The organism is Streptomyces sp. NPDC020965, from assembly GCF_044333555.1.
Taxonomy (GTDB): Bacteria; Actinomycetota; Actinomycetes; order Streptomycetales; family Streptomycetaceae; genus Streptomyces.
Window position 1 is genome coordinate 565,913 of the sequence record NZ_JBIRRE010000005.1, and the last position, 14,845, is coordinate 580,757.

10 protein-coding genes are annotated in these 14,845 nt (G+C 73.2%); 2 read left to right on the plus strand and 8 right to left on the minus strand.

Annotated features, from left to right (window positions below):
• The first annotated feature begins 274 nt into the window (after positions 1–274).
• The gene (locus ACH4S7_RS18930) at positions 275–1,216 is read left to right on the plus strand and encodes a bifunctional riboflavin kinase/FAD synthetase (protein WP_398522333.1); all 942 of its coding nucleotides are present in this window, start codon (positions 275–277) and stop codon (positions 1,214–1,216) included.
• Here ACH4S7_RS18930 and ACH4S7_RS18935 read toward each other — a convergent pair.
• The 8 genes from ACH4S7_RS18935 to eccE all read right to left on the minus strand — a co-directional run bounded on the left by ACH4S7_RS18935 (position 1,185) and on the right by eccE (position 13,074).
• Positions 1,185–2,330 carry an ABC transporter ATP-binding protein gene (locus ACH4S7_RS18935; RefSeq protein ID WP_398522334.1) on the minus strand — a complete coding sequence of 382 codons (1,146 nt, stop codon included), beginning with the start codon at positions 2,328–2,330 and terminating at the stop codon, positions 1,185–1,187. The genes ACH4S7_RS18930 and ACH4S7_RS18935 overlap by 32 nt on opposite strands.
• Positions 2,327–3,313, minus strand: coding sequence for an ABC transporter ATP-binding protein (locus ACH4S7_RS18940; protein ID WP_398522335.1), 987 nt, complete (start codon positions 3,311–3,313; stop codon positions 2,327–2,329). Before ACH4S7_RS18940 ends, ACH4S7_RS18935 begins: the two co-directional genes overlap by 4 nt.
• Positions 3,310–4,236, minus strand: a complete 927-nt coding sequence (locus ACH4S7_RS18945; protein WP_398522336.1) for an ABC transporter permease — start codon at positions 4,234–4,236, stop codon at positions 3,310–3,312. Before ACH4S7_RS18945 ends, ACH4S7_RS18940 begins: the two co-directional genes overlap by 4 nt.
• The gene (locus ACH4S7_RS18950) at positions 4,233–5,279 is read right to left on the minus strand and encodes an ABC transporter permease (RefSeq protein WP_398522337.1); all 1,047 of its coding nucleotides are present in this window, start codon (positions 5,277–5,279) and stop codon (positions 4,233–4,235) included. The genes ACH4S7_RS18945 and ACH4S7_RS18950 overlap by 4 nt, the downstream gene beginning before the upstream one ends.
• Before the next feature lie 294 nt (positions 5,280–5,573).
• Entirely contained in the window at positions 5,574–7,388 is a 1,815-nt protein-coding gene (locus tag ACH4S7_RS18955; protein ID WP_398522338.1) for an ABC transporter substrate-binding protein, read from the minus strand.
• Positions 7,389–7,548: 160 nt separating this feature from the next.
• Positions 7,549–10,815, minus strand: coding sequence for an SCO5717 family growth-regulating ATPase (locus tag ACH4S7_RS18960; RefSeq protein ID WP_398522339.1), 3,267 nt, complete (start codon positions 10,813–10,815; stop codon positions 7,549–7,551).
• A 244-nt stretch (positions 10,816–11,059) separates the two neighbouring features.
• Complete coding sequence (locus ACH4S7_RS18965) at positions 11,060–11,779, minus strand: hypothetical protein (protein ID WP_398522340.1); 720 nt, start codon at positions 11,777–11,779, stop codon at positions 11,060–11,062.
• The gene (gene eccE, locus ACH4S7_RS18970) at positions 11,779–13,074 is read right to left on the minus strand and encodes a type VII secretion protein EccE (RefSeq protein ID WP_398522341.1); all 1,296 of its coding nucleotides are present in this window, start codon (positions 13,072–13,074) and stop codon (positions 11,779–11,781) included. The genes ACH4S7_RS18965 and eccE overlap by 1 nt, the downstream gene beginning before the upstream one ends.
• A gap of 218 nt (positions 13,075–13,292) precedes the next feature.
• On the opposite strand from eccE, the gene eccB reads away from it, so the two are divergent.
• Positions 13,293–14,828 (plus strand): type VII secretion protein EccB, encoded by a 1,536-nt coding sequence (gene eccB, locus ACH4S7_RS18975; protein ID WP_398522342.1) that lies wholly within the window; start codon positions 13,293–13,295, stop codon positions 14,826–14,828.
• Positions 14,829–14,845: the final 17 nt, after the last annotated feature.

Here is a 14,845-nt window from a genome sequence, read left to right on the forward strand (position 1 = left end):
GGGGGTGGGGGGCGGGTTCGGCACTCGCCTCGGGGTTCCCCCCCCCCCCCCCCCCCGGGGGGGGGGGGGGGCCCCCCCCCCCCCCCCCCCCCCCCCCCCCCCCGCCGGAACCTCCGCGACCCGTCCGCCGTCCCCCGGGCGGCCGTTGCACGGAGCGCGTGGGCGACACCGATGCGAACCGACCGCCACGGACATGGCAGTCTTAGACCTGGGTCGGCGGGTAAACGCCGTATCGGCACATCCAGTACACAGGTTCGGGCGAGGAGCGGTCACAGTGCAGCGCTGGCGTGGCTTGGAGGACATCCCCCAGGACTGGGGACGCAGCGTCGTCACCATTGGCTCCTACGACGGGGTGCACCGCGGACACCAGCTCATCATCGGGCGGGCGGTCGCGCGGGCGCGCGAGCTGGCGGTGCCGTCGGTCGTCGTGACCTTCGATCCGCACCCGAGCGAGGTCGTCCGCCCCGGCAGCCATCCGCCCCTGCTCGCCCCGCACCACCGGCGCGCCGAGCTGATGGCCGAGCTGGGTGTGGACGCGGTGCTGATCCTCCCGTTCACCTCGGAGTTCTCCAAGCTGTCACCGGCCGATTTCATCGTGAAGGTGCTGGTCGACAAGTTGCACGCACGGGCCGTGGTCGAGGGCCCTAACTTCCGCTTCGGCCACAAGGCGGCCGGCAATGTGGCCTTCCTCGCCGAGCTGGGCGCGACCTACGACTACGAGGTCGAGGTCGTCGACCTCTATGTCACGGGTGCGGCCGGCGGCGGTCTGCCCTTCTCCTCGACCCTGACCCGCCGCCTGGTCGCGGCGGGTGATGTGGCGGGCGCCCACGAGATCCTGGGCCGCCCGCACCGCGTCGAGGGCGTCGTCGTCCGGGGCGCGCAGCGCGGCCGTGAGCTGGGCTTCCCCACGGCCAATGTGGAGACCCTGCCGCATACGGCGATCCCGGCGGACGGGGTGTACGCGGGCTGGCTGACGGCGGACGGCGAACGGATGCCGGCCGCGATCTCGGTGGGCACCAACCCCCAGTTCGACGCCACGGAGCGGACCGTGGAGGCGTACGCGATCGACCGCGTCGGCCTCGATCTGTACGGGCTGCACGTCGCGGTGGACTTCCTGGCCTATGTGCGGGGCATGAAGAAGTTCGACTCCGTGGACGATCTGCTGGTGGCGATGGCCGACGACGTCAAGAAGTGCCGGGAGCTGACCGCCCCGTAGGCGGCGTGGGGTCTGGCGTGGGGTCCACGGGCAGCCGACCTGCTGCTTGTACGGGGGCCGTCGCGCCCGCCCAGTGACAGGCCACCCCCGCCCCCACCAGCACCGGGAGCCCCTCGGACCGGCAGCGGTGCGCCACCCCCGCCCGCTCCGCCCCGCCCGACGCCAGTACCGGGCAGCGCTCGTGGAACCGGCACCCGCCGGGGACCCGGGACGGATCCGGCGGCTCACCTGCCAGCACCACCGGGGCGGGTTCCGACTCCGGCAGGACCGACAGCAGGGCCCGGGTGTACGGATGCCGGGGCGCCGTCAGCACCTCCTCCACCGGCCCGCACTCCACGATCCGCCCGAGGTACATCACCGCCACCCGGTCCGCGATGTTCCAGGCCAGCCCCAGATCGTGGGTCACCACCAGCGCCGAGAGCCCCAGTTCGTCCCGGAGCCGCAGCAGCAGTGCCAGGATCTCGCCGCGTACGGAGGCGTCCAGCGAGGCCACCGGCTCATCGGCGACGATCAGATCGGGCGTCAGGACCAGGGCCCCGGCGATGACGACGCGCTGCCGCTGGCCACCCGACAGCTCGTGCGGATAGCGCAGGAAGAAGCGCTCGGGCGGGCGCAGTCCGGCCTGGGCGAGCGCCGCCGCGACCGCCGCGCGCTCGTCCCCGGGACAGCCGTGGACGCGCAGCCCCTCAGCGACCGCCTCGTACACCGTGTGCCGTGGGTTGAGGGAGCCGCTCGGGTCCTGGAGCACCAGTTGGACCCGGCGCCGGTGGGCCTTGAGCGCGCGCGGTGAGTGGTCGAGCGGACGGCCGCCGAAGGTGATCCGGCCCGAGGTCGGCGGGACCAGACCGAGCAGGGAGCGCGCCAGCGTCGTCTTGCCGCAGCCGGACTCGCCGACCAGGGCCACGATCTCGCCCGCGCCGATGGTGAGGTCCACCCCGTCCACGGCCCGCGCGGCCGGTCCGCCGCGCCGACCCGGGAAGACGATCCGCAGATCGGTGGCGGTGAGCAGGGGCGCGGGGGTGAGCAGGGGCGCGTCCGGGGGCAGTGGCCCGTCGGCGGGCGGTGGCGTGTCCGGGGGCGGTGGCCCGTCGGCGGGCGGGGGACGGCCGGTCATGACGCGCTCCCGAACCGGTCGGGTGACATCCGTACGCAGGCCACCCGGTGTCCGTCGTCCTCGTCGTCCCCCGTCAGTTCCTGTTCGTCCACCGCGCACACCTCCAGTGCCACGGCGCAGCGCGGGTGGAACGCGCAGCCCGGGGGGAGCGCGGCCGGATCGGGCGGATCGCCGGGCAGCCCGGCCGGTGCCCGGCGCGAGGCCGGGTCGCCGACGCGGGGGAAGGCCGCCGACAGGGCCCGCCCGTACGGGTGTCGCGCGTGGGCGTACACCGAGGACGCCGGGCCCTCCTCCACCACCCGTCCCGCGTACATCACCGCCAGGCGGTCACAGGTGTCCGCCAGCACCGCCAGATCGTGGCTGATCATCAGCAGTCCGATGTCCTGTTCCGTGACGAGCTGTTCGATCAGCCGCAGGATCTGGGCCTGGATCATCACATCGAGCGCGGTCGTCGGCTCGTCGGCCACGATCAGTCGGGGGTCGCAGGCCAGCGCCATTGCGATCATCACGCGCTGCCGCTGCCCCCCGGACAGCTCGTGCGGATAGGCGTCGGCCCGGCCGACCGGCAGTCCCACCTCGCGCAGCAGTTCGCCGACCCGGCGCCGCGCCACCGCTGGGGCCGCCTTCTGGTGCAGCAGGATCGGTTCGGCGATCTGGTCGCCGATCCGCCGTACCGCGTTCAGTGAGTGCATGGCGCCCTGGAAGACGATCGAGGCGCCCGCCCAGCGCACCGCCCGCAGTCGGCCCCACCCCATGGTGAGCACGTCCTCGCCGTCGAGCAGGATCTCCCCGCTCAGCCGGGCGGAGGCGGGGAGCAGCCGCAGCAGCGCCAGCGCGAGGGTCGACTTGCCACAGCCGGACTCACCGGCGAGTCCCAGTTTCCGGCCGGCCGGCAGCGTCAGATCGACGCCCCGGACGGCGGGGACGGCCGCCGCCCCCGCCCCGTACGTCACCCGCAGGTCCCTGATCTCCAGCAGACTCATCGACCGGCCCCCAGCCTCGGATTGAGCACCGTCTCGATCGCCCGCCCGCAGACGATGAACGCGAGGGCCACCAGCGCGACCGCCATCCCCGGCGGCGCCAGGTACCACCAGTGGCCGGAGGAGACCGCGCCGGCCTCCCGGGCGTCCTGGAGCATCCCGCCCCAGGAGACGACCGTCGGATCGCCCAGCCCGAGGAAGGCGAGCGTCGCTTCGGTGAGGATCGCCGTGGAGATGCCGAGGGTCGTCTGCGCGAGCACCAACGGCATGACGTTCGGCAGGACATGGCGCTTCATGATGTGCCCGTGTCCGCCGCCGAGTGCCCGGGCGCGTTCGATGTACGGGCGGGATTCGACCGCGATCGTCTGCGCGCGCACCAGCCGTGCCGTCGTCGGCCAGCTCGTCACCCCGATCGCGATGATCACGGTCCAGACGCTCCGGGACATCACCGTCGCCAGCACGATCGCCAGCACCAGCGTCGGCATCACCAGGAACCAGTCGGTGACCCGCATCAGCACGGTCGAGAACCAGCCGCCGTAGTGTCCGGCGACGATCCCCACGAGCGTGCCGATCGCCACCGACAGGGCGGCGGCCAGCAGCCCCACGGTCAGCGAGATCCGCGCCCCCCACACCAGCAGCCCCAGTAGGGACCGCCCGAACTGATCGGTTCCCAGCGGGAAGGTGCCGCTCGGCGGCTCCAGCGCCGCACCGGGGGCGTCGGTCACCCGGCGCACCTCACCGCCGGCCAGCAGTGGGGCGGCCAGCGCCACCAGGGCGATCAGCGCGAGCGCGCCGAGCCCGAAGAGCCCGGCTCGACCCGTGCGGTAGGCCCGCCAGAAGCGGCCCACGGACGCGCGGCGGCGCGCCCACACCAGTGAGTTCCGCGGCGGCGGTGGGGGCGTCGGCCCTGTTGTTGAAGGCGTCATCGGGCCACCCGGGGGTCGAGTAGCGGATAGAGCAGGTCCGCGAGGAGGTTCATCAGGATCATCGCCCCGGCGAAGACCACGAAGAGCCCCTGCACCAGCGGCAGATCGGGCACGCTCAGGGCCTGGTAGAACAGCCCGCCGAGCCCCGGCCAGGAGAACACGGTCTCCACCAGGATCGAACCGGCCGCCACATGGCCCAGATTGATGAAGACCATCGTCACCGTGGGCAGCAGCGCGTTGGGCACGGCGTGGCGGCGCCGGACGACGGCGTCCCGCAGCCCCTTGGCCCGAGCCGTCGTCAGATAGTCGCCGCCCATCTCGTCCAGCAGCGACGACCGCATCACCAGCAGTGTCTGCGCGTACCCCACCGCGACCAGGGTCAGCACCGGCAGCACCATGTGGTGGGCGACATCGGCCACGTACCCCATGCCGGTCGCGCCACCCGATTCCATGCCCCCGGTCGGGAAGAGCCCCGGCACCGGGCCGACGCCGACGGAGAAGGTGGTGATCAGCAGCAGCCCCAGCCAGAACGACGGCACCGACCAGAGGGTGAGCGCCACCCCGGTGGTGAGACGGTCGCCCAACCGGCCGTGCCGCCAGGCGGCGCGGGTCCCCAACCAGAGCCCGATCGCCGAGTAGAGCACCACGGCGGTCCCGGTGAGCAGCAGCGTGGCGGGCACCTTCTGTGCGATCAGCTCGCCGACCGGGGCGCGGAACTGGTACGACGTGCCCAGATCGCCCGTCAGCGCCTTCGCGCAGTAGTCGGTGAACTGCTGCCACACCGGCTGGTCGAGGCCGAACTGGCGGCGCAGTGTGGCGAGCTGTTCGGCCGAGGTCGGCATCCCCTGGGTCATGGCCTTCGCCGGATCGCCGGGGATGATCCGGAAGAGGAAGAAGCTGGTGACGAGCACGGCGAACAGCGAGACCGCCGCGCCGCCGAGCCGGGCCGCCGTATAGCGGAGATAGGCCCGCACGGTCCCGCTGCTGGTACGGGTCTCCCCGGCCGGCACCACCGCGGTCGCGTCGCCCGTGGTCGCGGTCATCGCACCTCCACACCGATGGGGGAGTCGACGCGGGTACGGGGCCCGCTCGGCGGCGCGCCGGGCCGGCGCCCGCGCGGGTGCGTACGGACCTCGTCCGGTGTCGTGCGGCCCCGATCCGTCGGCGTACGGTTCTGGCCCGGTGCCGTGCGGCGTGTGCTCAGCGGCGTACGGTCCCGGCCGGGTGTCCTGCGGCGTGTGCTCGGGGGCGTGCGGACCCGTTCCGTCGTCGTGCGGTCCCGGCCCGCCCCGGTGCGGTGCTTCCCCGCACCGCGCGCCCGCCCCCGGTGCCGCGCCCTACTCACGGTCGTCCGCCGTCGCCCGCCGCCGTACCCCGACGATCAGCGCGAGCACCGCGCCCAGCCCGGCGACCGCGCCCATCCAGCTCATCACCGTGGTGGCCGATGCCTGGTCGGTGACGCCGCTCCCGTCGGCCGGTTCGGCCGACCACCAGCTCCAGTAGCCGTCCTGCCCCCAGATGTTGCCCGCGGCCTCCGGCATCGTCGTGATCGACGCGATGTGATCGGTGCGGTACGCCTCGACCGCGTTCGGATAGGCCAGCACCTGGAGGTAGTCCGTGTCGTACAGCCGCGACTGCATCCGCCGCACCAACTCGGCCCGCCGCACCGGGTCGTACTCGCCGGACTGTCGTGCGTACAGCTCATCGAAGCGCCGGTCGCAGATGAAGTTGTCGGTCGCCCCGGTGTCCCCGGGCGTCGCGGGCAGCGCGCCACAGGTGTGGATGGAGAGGACGAAATCGGGGTCCGGATTGACCGACCAGCCGTCGAAGGCCAGATCGTAGTCGCCCTTGCCCCAGGGGTCGGAGACATTGTCCAGACAGTTCACCGTCAGCCCGATGCCGAGCCCGCCCCACCACTCCTGGAGGTACTGGCCGACGGCCTTGTCGTTGGGGTCGGTGGCGTGACAGAGGATCCGGAAGGAGAGCGCCCGGCCGTCCTTGCCGAGCCGCCGTCCGGCGCCGTCGCGCCGATAGCCCGCCCGGTCGAGCAGCGCCGCCGCCTTCCGCGGGTCGTACGCGATCCGCTGGGCGGCCCCCGGTCTCCAGAAGTACGCCGCGAAACGCGGCGGGATATAGCCCTCGCCCGCCACGGCGTGCCCCTGGAAGACCTTGTCCACGATGGCCCGGCGATCGACGGCCTGGAAGAGCGCCCGGCGTACGGCGGGATCGCGCAGCGCCCGGTGGCCGTTGCCGAAGGCCGTGCCGTCCTTGGCCCGTGCGCCCGGATTGACGGCGAGCGCGAAGAATCGGCGGCCGGGTGCGTCGTTGACCCGGATCCCGGCGGTCTTCCGCAGGGCCGCCGCCTGGGCCGGGGTGAGGCCCTGGACGAACGAGACCTCGCCCTTGCGGAGGGCGGCCACGCCCGCGTCGCCGTCCTTGTAGTACCGGAGCACCAGTTCGTCGAAGCGGGGCGCGCCACGCCAGAAGCCCTTGTTGGGTTTGAGCCGCACCCACTGGTCGACCTTGAAGTCCGTCATGACGAACGGACCGTTGCCGACGATGGGGAACGTCCTGTCGTTGTTGAACTTCGCGAAGTCGCCGACCTTCTCCCACACATGCCGCGGCACGATCGGGACATCGAGCGCGGCCATCGTGGCCTGCGGTTTCCGCAGTTCGATGACGAGTGTCCGCGGGTCCGGCGCGGTGACCCTCCGGAAGTTGGCGGTGAAACTGCCGTTGGCCGTCGCGGCGTCCGGATCGGTGAGCATCTTGTTGAACGTCCAGGCCGCGTCGTCGGCCGTCACCGGTCGGCCGTCGGACCAGGACGTGTTGGCGCGGATGGTGTACGTCCAGGTCAGCTTGGACGGCGAGGACCGCCACGAGGTGGCCAGGCCCGGAATCGGCCGCCCGTCCTTGACGTCGTGGTTCGTCAGCGTCTCGTAGATCAGCCGGTGGATCGTGGTGGCCACCAGCCGCTGCGCCAGGAACGGGCTCAGGGAGTCGACGCTCTGCGATACGGCGACGGTGAGGACCCGGGGCCCGCCGCTCCGACCGTCGGCGGCCCCGGCGGCCTGCGGGAACACGGCCACCAGCGCCGCGCTCACACCCGACGCCAGCAGGACACGGATGCGGGGGAGAACCTGAGGGGCCATGGCATGACCTCGCGTCATCACTCGCCGGTGAGGCGAGGTCTACCAGCGGCCATGCGCCGCGTCAACGCTCCGCGACCCGGCGTGTGGGCGGCGGGAACGGCCCGAGGGCCGCACGGTCGCCCTGACCGTGCGGCCCTCGGTGGCCCGATCCGCCGCCCTCCTACTGCCCCGGGGCGGCCGGGGGCTGACGCGGCGGCCAGCCCGCGGGTGGCGGCGACGGCTCCGGATCGTACGGTTCGGAACCACCCGGCCGGCCCTGTGCGGGAGGGGGCTGCTGCCAGCCCTGCGGCGGATACGGCTGGTGCGGGCCGCCCTGCTGGTACGGCGGCTGCGCCGGATAGGGCCCGCCGTGCCGCTCGCCGTGGTGTCCGGGCGCGTGCTGGGGCGGCTGTCCGTACGGGGCGGAGTGTCCGGGCTGGCCCGGGTGACCGGCAGGGCCCGGAGCGCCGGGCTGGTGTCCCGGCATCGGCGGGGGCATCGTCGGCGGTGGGTTGCCGTCCGCCGTCCACAGTCCCTGCTGTTGCTGGGCGCGGATGAAGTCCTCCGCGATCAGCGCGGACAGATTGAAGTACGCCTCGCGGGTCTTCGGCCGCATCATGTCCAGGTCGACCTCGGCACCGGCCGCGAGGTGCTCGTCGAACGGCACCACGACCACACCGCGGCACCGGGTCTGGAAGTGCTGGACGATATCGTCCACCTTGATCATCTTGCCGGTCTCGCGGACCCCGGAGATGACCGTGACGGAACGCTGCACCAGCTCCGCGTACCCGTGTGCGGAGAGCCAGTCCAGCGTCGTGGACGCGCTGCTCGCGCCGTCCACGGACGGTGTCGAGACGATGATCAGCTGATCGGCGAGGTCCAACACCCCGCGCATCGCGCTGTAGAGCAGCCCCGTACCGGAGTCGGTGAGGATGATCGGGTACTGCCGCCCGAGCACCTCGATCGACCGCCGGTAGTCCTCGTCGTTGAAGGACGTGGAGACGGCCGGGTCGACGTCGTTGGCGATGATCTCCAGACCGGAGGGCGCCTGAGAGGTGAACCGCCGGATGTCCATGTACGAGTTGAGGTACGGGATCGCCTGCACCAGGTCCCGGATCGTCGCCCCGGTCTCACGGCGCACCCGGCGGCCGAGCGTCCCGGCGTCCGGGTTGGCGTCGATGGCCAGGATCTTGTCCTGCCGCTCGGTGGCCAGGGTCGAACCGAGTGCGGTGGTCGTGGTGGTCTTGCCGACCCCGCCCTTGAGACTGATGACCGCGATCCGGTAGCAGGAGAGCACCGGCGTGCGGATCAGTTCGAGCTTCCGCTGCCGCTCGGCCTCCTCCTTCTTGCCGCCCAGCTTGAACCGGGACGCCACTCCGGTCGGGTTCCGGCTGGACCTGGCCTTCTGCTTGCTGTTGCGGAGCAGCCGGTCGGAGGACAGCTCGACGGCGGCCGTGTAGCCGAGCGGCGCGCCCGGCACGGAGCGCTCGCGCTGGTCGTGGGTGACCGCCGATGGCCAGGCGGCCCCGGCGCGGGGGTCGGCGGGCGGACCGGCCGGAGCCTGCTGCGTGGGTGGTTGGGGGGCCTGCGGCGGTAGCGGTACGGGGCCGGGCGCGGCGTGCTGCCCGGCCGGGGGGAAGCCGTAGCCGGGCTGCGGAGGCTGCTGCGGGGCCGGGGCCTGTGGCGGCAGTGCTGCGGGGCCGGGGCCGGGTGCGGCCGGCGGCAGCGGCGCGGAGTGGCGCGGCGGCTCCGGATGCGCCTGGGGCGGGGGCGGCGGGAAGCCGTAGCTGCTCGGAGGGCCGCCCGGTGTCGGTACGGGCTGCCCGGGCGGCGGGAAGCCGTAGCCCCCCTGGGGCTGCTGCGGCTGGTGGGGCACCTGTGGCGGGAGCGGTACGGGCGGGGCGTAGCCGGGGGGCGGGCCCTGCTGGCTTGGGTGTGGGAATCCGTACCCTGGCGGCGGGCCCGGCTGGGGCGGGGCGGGAGCCTGGGCCTGCGGAGCTGCGGACTCCTCGCTGGTCCCCGGGGAGACGGGCCACTGCGGCGCGGACGCGGGTGCGGCCGGCTGGAAGGCGGGGGGCAGGGGCGGTAGCGCGCCCTGCGCGGGGGGCGCCGGAGTCCAGGGCCGGGCCGGTACGGGGGCCGGGTCCGGCGACGCGGGGCTGGCAGGGTCACCGGCCGTCACCTCGGGCTGGTCGGCGCGCGGTTCGCCAGGGCCGGGGGCGAAACCCGCACCGGGGCCGGGCGTCGGAACCGGGGCGGGCGTAGGGGCCGCTTCGGTGTCCCCGACGGCGGTGGCGTCGGCGTGGTGTCCGGCTCCGGTGTCGGCGGTGCTCTCTGCCGTGGCCGTGGCCGTGGTCGTGGTCTCGGTGTCGGGGGCCGGGCCCTCCGTCGCGGCGACGGCGTGCGGGTCGGTCTCGGGGTGGGCGTCGGCGGCGGAGGGGGCCGTCGCCGTGGCGGGCCCGGTCTCGCCGACCGGCGCGGTGGATTCGCCCGTATCTGTTGTGTCGTCGGTGCCGTCCGGGGCCGCGGACGGTCGATCGCCCTCGCTGGTCCGGGACGCGTCCGGCTCCCCCGACGCGCGCTTCGGCGCGGCGGGGGAGGAGTGTGTGGTGCTCGCGCCGCTCTCCGGGGCGTCACCACCGAACGGGCGCGCACCGTCGGAGGCGGGGTCGCCGCCGCCCGCGCTCCCGGGGGCGAGGCCCGGCGCGGGAAGCCGAGGCGCGGGCGCGACCGGCCCCTGGGCCGGCACCGAGGGACCGACGTCGGCTGCCGAGCCATCGGCCGCCGTTGCGGGCGGAGCCACCGGCGCGGGAGGGTGCGGCGCCGGAATCCGGGGCGCGGGACCAGCCGGGTCCGCCTGCGGCGGCAGGGCCGGAACCCCGCCGTCGGCGTCGTTCGTGGCGGACGCTTGACCGGGTACCCGGCCGACCGGGGAGTTCGTCAAGGAGTCCGTATCCGGCCCGGGAACCGGTGGCGCGGCATCAGGCGGCACCGAAGCGGCCCCACCGGTACCCGCGAGCTCACCCGCGCCCTCGCCCGAGGCCCCTGATCCGGTAGCCGAAGCCGGTGATCCGGCAGCGGCGGAGACCGGTGGCTCGGTAGCCGACGTCGGTGCCCCGGACTCCCCCGCTCCTCGCTCCGCGGGCCCGCCAGTGGTCAGCGGCCCAGCGGCGGCAGGCTCGACCGCCTTCGGCACCGGTGCCCAGTTCGGCTCGAACCCGCTCCCCGTGGGAAGCCCCGGCACCGCCACCGGCGCCCCGTCCGGCGCCGGCGGGGTCACTGCTGACCCCGCCCCGCCGCCCGCGGTGTCACCCGCCGCGTTCTGCGTGTACCAGGCCGGTGGGGTGTAGTCGATGGTGAACTCACCCGTCACATCGGCGGGCTCTGCGTCGGACTCGTCGGCGGGACGGTCCCATGCCCCGCGGACCTCGTCACGATCGCTGTTCACTGTGCCTCCTGGTGTGGTCGAGCACCCTGGTGCCGTGGTGGGTGGGGGCGACCGCAAAGGTCTTCTGCCGTTCTCCGTACCACCCTAATCGTCAACAAGGCGGGTACGGCAGGGCCGACCACCCGTGCGCCGCCGTCCGGTCCCGCACGCGCCGCACGCCACGCGAACGGGACCTGGTGGTATACGGAAATCCCACGGGGCAAACCCAGACATTCACCGGTAATCACCAACGGGCTTCCGCCTGTTAGTCCATCCGGCGGGCGCCGCCCAACAATCCGGTCTCGGCATCGGTGGCCTGGGTCATGACGAACTGCCGATCCCGCGCCGTACACCAGAGCGTGACCCCATCGGCCAGGGTGGAGAGCGCCTCCACCTCGGTGCGCGGCAGATGCATGAGCTCTCCGACCCGGGCCGCCTCGTCGGGGGCGACGCGCTGCACGCCGACCAGTCCCGACTTCTCCATCAGCCGGGGTGCGACGGGGCTGAGATACGGCAGCAGGGTCACCACCGACTGCCAGGGCGCCGAGACCACCCGGCCGCGCGGCGGCCGCATCCCGCAGTCACGGATGACGACCACCGGGCTGCCGGCCGAAGCGCCCTGCGGCGGCACCCGGCCCACGTCGTGCAACGAGATGCACTGCTGCCCCCCGCCAGCGGCCTGCGCGAGCGCCGTCCAGGCGGGCGCCCGGCCGGTCTCGACGGTGACCCGGGCCCCCGTCGCCGCCGCCCGCAGCGCGAGGACCTGCGCTGTCCACAGCCCGCCGATCAGCGTGACGTCGTACGCCGTAGGGCGGTTGACACCGAGTACCGACGGTCTGCCCTCGGCGTCCACACCGATGATCACTCCGTCGTCGCCCACCGGCAGCGCGAGCGGCTCCAGTTGGTCGAGCGACAGCGTGTGCCGGTCGCGACGCGGTCCGATCAGCCCGAAGCCGATACGCGGTCTGGCGGCGGACGACGACATCAGCGGGCTCCCCCGAGCGGCAGAGTGGCGAGCATTCCGGGTAGCTGTTCGCGGTCGAGCCGGACCAGACCGGTCTTGACCCCGCGCGCCGCGCGCTCCAGTTCGTGCCGGGCGGTGAGCAACTCCTCGTCGCTGCGCCCGGTGATCCGCAGGTGCCCACTGAGGGTCACCCCCTGCCGGTCACCCGGACCCAGGGTGAGGCTGAAGGTGGTGGCGAGGGCGGGTATCGAGGTCAGCAGGGCGACGAGTTGGGGCATCGAGGCACCGTCGCCGCCCAGTTGGGGCCAGCGGCCCACCCAGTAAGTGGTGTGACGGCGGTCGTCCACGCGCCAGGTGCGCGAGGTCTCCCGGGTGCGCCGGGTGGGCGCGTCGGCCCGGCCCGCCTGGGCGATGGCGAGTGGGTTCGCGCAGGTCGAGGTCGCGAGGGCCGAGGTCAGCTCCTGCTCGGTCAGCACGGTCGCCGTGAATCCGGCGCCGGCGAGCCGGCTGGCGAGCTGGTCGGCGGTGCGCACCAGGCACTTCTGCGCGCCTTCGAGCCCGCCGCCACGCGCCGCGACCGCCTCCGGGCACAGCTCGGGGTCGAGCTTCAGCGCGATCCAGGTGATCCGCAGCGCCGGCGAGCCGGTCTGTGCCTGGAGCGGCGCGTAGTTGCGCGCGGCGACCGACTGCGGCGGCAGGTGCGGCGCGGGCGCCGGCTGGGTGTGCTGGACGATCTGTGCGGACTCCAGCCGGATGCCGTCTACCTCCAGCACGTCCCGGACGAGTGTCAGGGGCAGCGGTCGCGCGGTCCGGTCCGGCCGCAGCGCGGTCGCGTCCGACTCGACCTGGAGCACGGCGGTGAGGAAGGTACCGTCCCCGATCATGCCCACGGGGCGCCGGTCGCGGTCACTGTAGGTCGAGGTCCGCAGAGCGGGGTCGCACTCGACGACGGGGGCGAGCCCGGGCTCGGTCTCCGGCGGTGGTGTCAGGGAGGCCGCCCTCCGGGTCCGCGCGCGCAGTGTGAGGAAGGTGGCGAGCCACTCGGGCAGCGATCGGTGGTGGCGGCGCACCAGGGCGAGCGGCACCAGCACGGCGGCGACGACGAACGCCGGGACCAGCAGCAGGGTGTCGACCACCCAGGCGACGAGCAGCAGCGCGGCGGCGATCTCGATCAGCACGAGTTGTTGCAGTCGGAACGATCCGAAGTGTCCGGGTCGGCCACTCAGTCGGGGGGCGACCGATCCCCGCTCTGGCGCCGGGGCCGGTGTCGGGGTCCGTCCCGGAGTATCAGGCCGCGCGCGCGTAGCGGAAGCCATTATTCCGTCCCCCCGTTGGTAAGGCCCCAATTCACCCTGATCATCCCCGTCGACCCCTGCGGGCAAGGGCTTTTGGCGGCCGGATCACCCTACCCGCCCCGCGAGCATCATCCGATAACAGGCATAGTAGGGGCCCGGTCCGACAACCAGGGCCGGGGGACCGTACGCACCACACGGACCCCACGGGGAGACAGCGCCTTCTTGACCAATGGGGACTCATGGCATCTCGGCGGGATGAGCTCAACGCGTACACCTTTGCGAAGAAGCGCACGGTCGCGGCATTCCTCCAGCCCTCCGCCACGGGTACGGAAGAAGGGGCCCCGCGCCCGATGCGTGCGATCCTCCCCGGTCTGATCGTGGGGGCGCTGATCCTGGCCGGCTTCGGCGCGGTCGGCATGTTCAAGCCCAAGGCGCCCAAGAACTGGGCGGCCCCCGGCACCAAGGTGATCGTGGGCAAGAAGTCCACCACCCGCTATGTGGTGCTGAAGACCGGCAAGGCCAAGAACGAGAAGATCCTGCTCCACCCGGTGTTGAACCTCGCCTCCGCCCGACTGCTGCTCGATCCCCGGCAGTTCAAGGTGATCACCGTCAGCGACGACATCCTGGACAAGGGGAAGCCGCCGCGCGGACCGATCCTCGGCATCCCCTACGCCCCCGACCGGCTGCCCGGTGAGAAGGAGGCCGGGAAGGCCAAACGATGGGCGGTCTGCCAGCAGCCCGGTGCCGGGGAAAGCACCTCCGTACAGAAGGCGACCTTCGTGTTCGGCGAGCGGGACCTGAAGAAGACGGAGGGGTCGCGGAAGCTCACCGGCGACCAGGTCCTCTATGTGAAGGGGCAGGACGGCCAGCGCTATCTGGTCGACCCCTCGGGCACCAAGTACGCGATCCCGGGTTTCCCGAGCGATCTCCTCACCCGCACCCTCGTCGGCAGTGAGGAGCCGCAGTCCGTCACCGACGACTGGCTGGCCACCCTGCACGACGGCAGCCCGATCGGCTTCCCCCGGGTCCCGGGCACGGTGGGCGCGGACGCGGGCGTCGGCGGTGGACTCACCCCGGAGCAGGACAAGGTCGGCATGGTCCTCCGGGCGCAGACCGGTACCGGCCCCCAGCACTATGTGGTCCTGGCGGGCCGGGTCCAGCGGGTCTCCGACTTCACCGCCTGGCTGCTGATCAACTCCAAGCAGACCGATCCGCTCGATATGGCGGGCCGGGCGACCGCCGTGGACGCGCCCTCACTCTCCCCCGACTCGGCCGTCTTCGCCGCCTCGCACCGGTGGCCCGAGCTCAGGGCCAAGCAGGTCAACTCGGCGACCGGGGAGCGGGACACCGTCTGTAGCGTGCTGCGGGACGTCGACGACAAGGGCCGTACGACCCTCTCCGTCTGGGCGGGTTCGCAGTATCCGCAGGAGATCACCGCCGGCGGCAGTAGTACCTATGTCACCCCCGGAACCGGGCTCCTCTACACCCAGGTCGCCGGCCGGCAGACCGAGCCGGGCGGCTCGCTCTTCCTGGTCACCGACACCGGACTGCGGTACGCGGTCCAGGAGAACGGCGACAGTGACTCCGGGCGCTCCGACATCGGCGCCGGTGACCAGGAGAAGCAGGCGGACGGCCGCCCGGAGCCCAGCCAGGCGCAGATCCGGCTCGGCTACGGCAAGGTCACCCCCGCACTCGTACCGATCACGTGGTCGGAGTTCCTGTCCAAGGGCCCCCGGCTCGCCACCAACAGCGCGCGCCAGCCGCAGGGTTCGTGAGGGGTGCGACCAGTGCG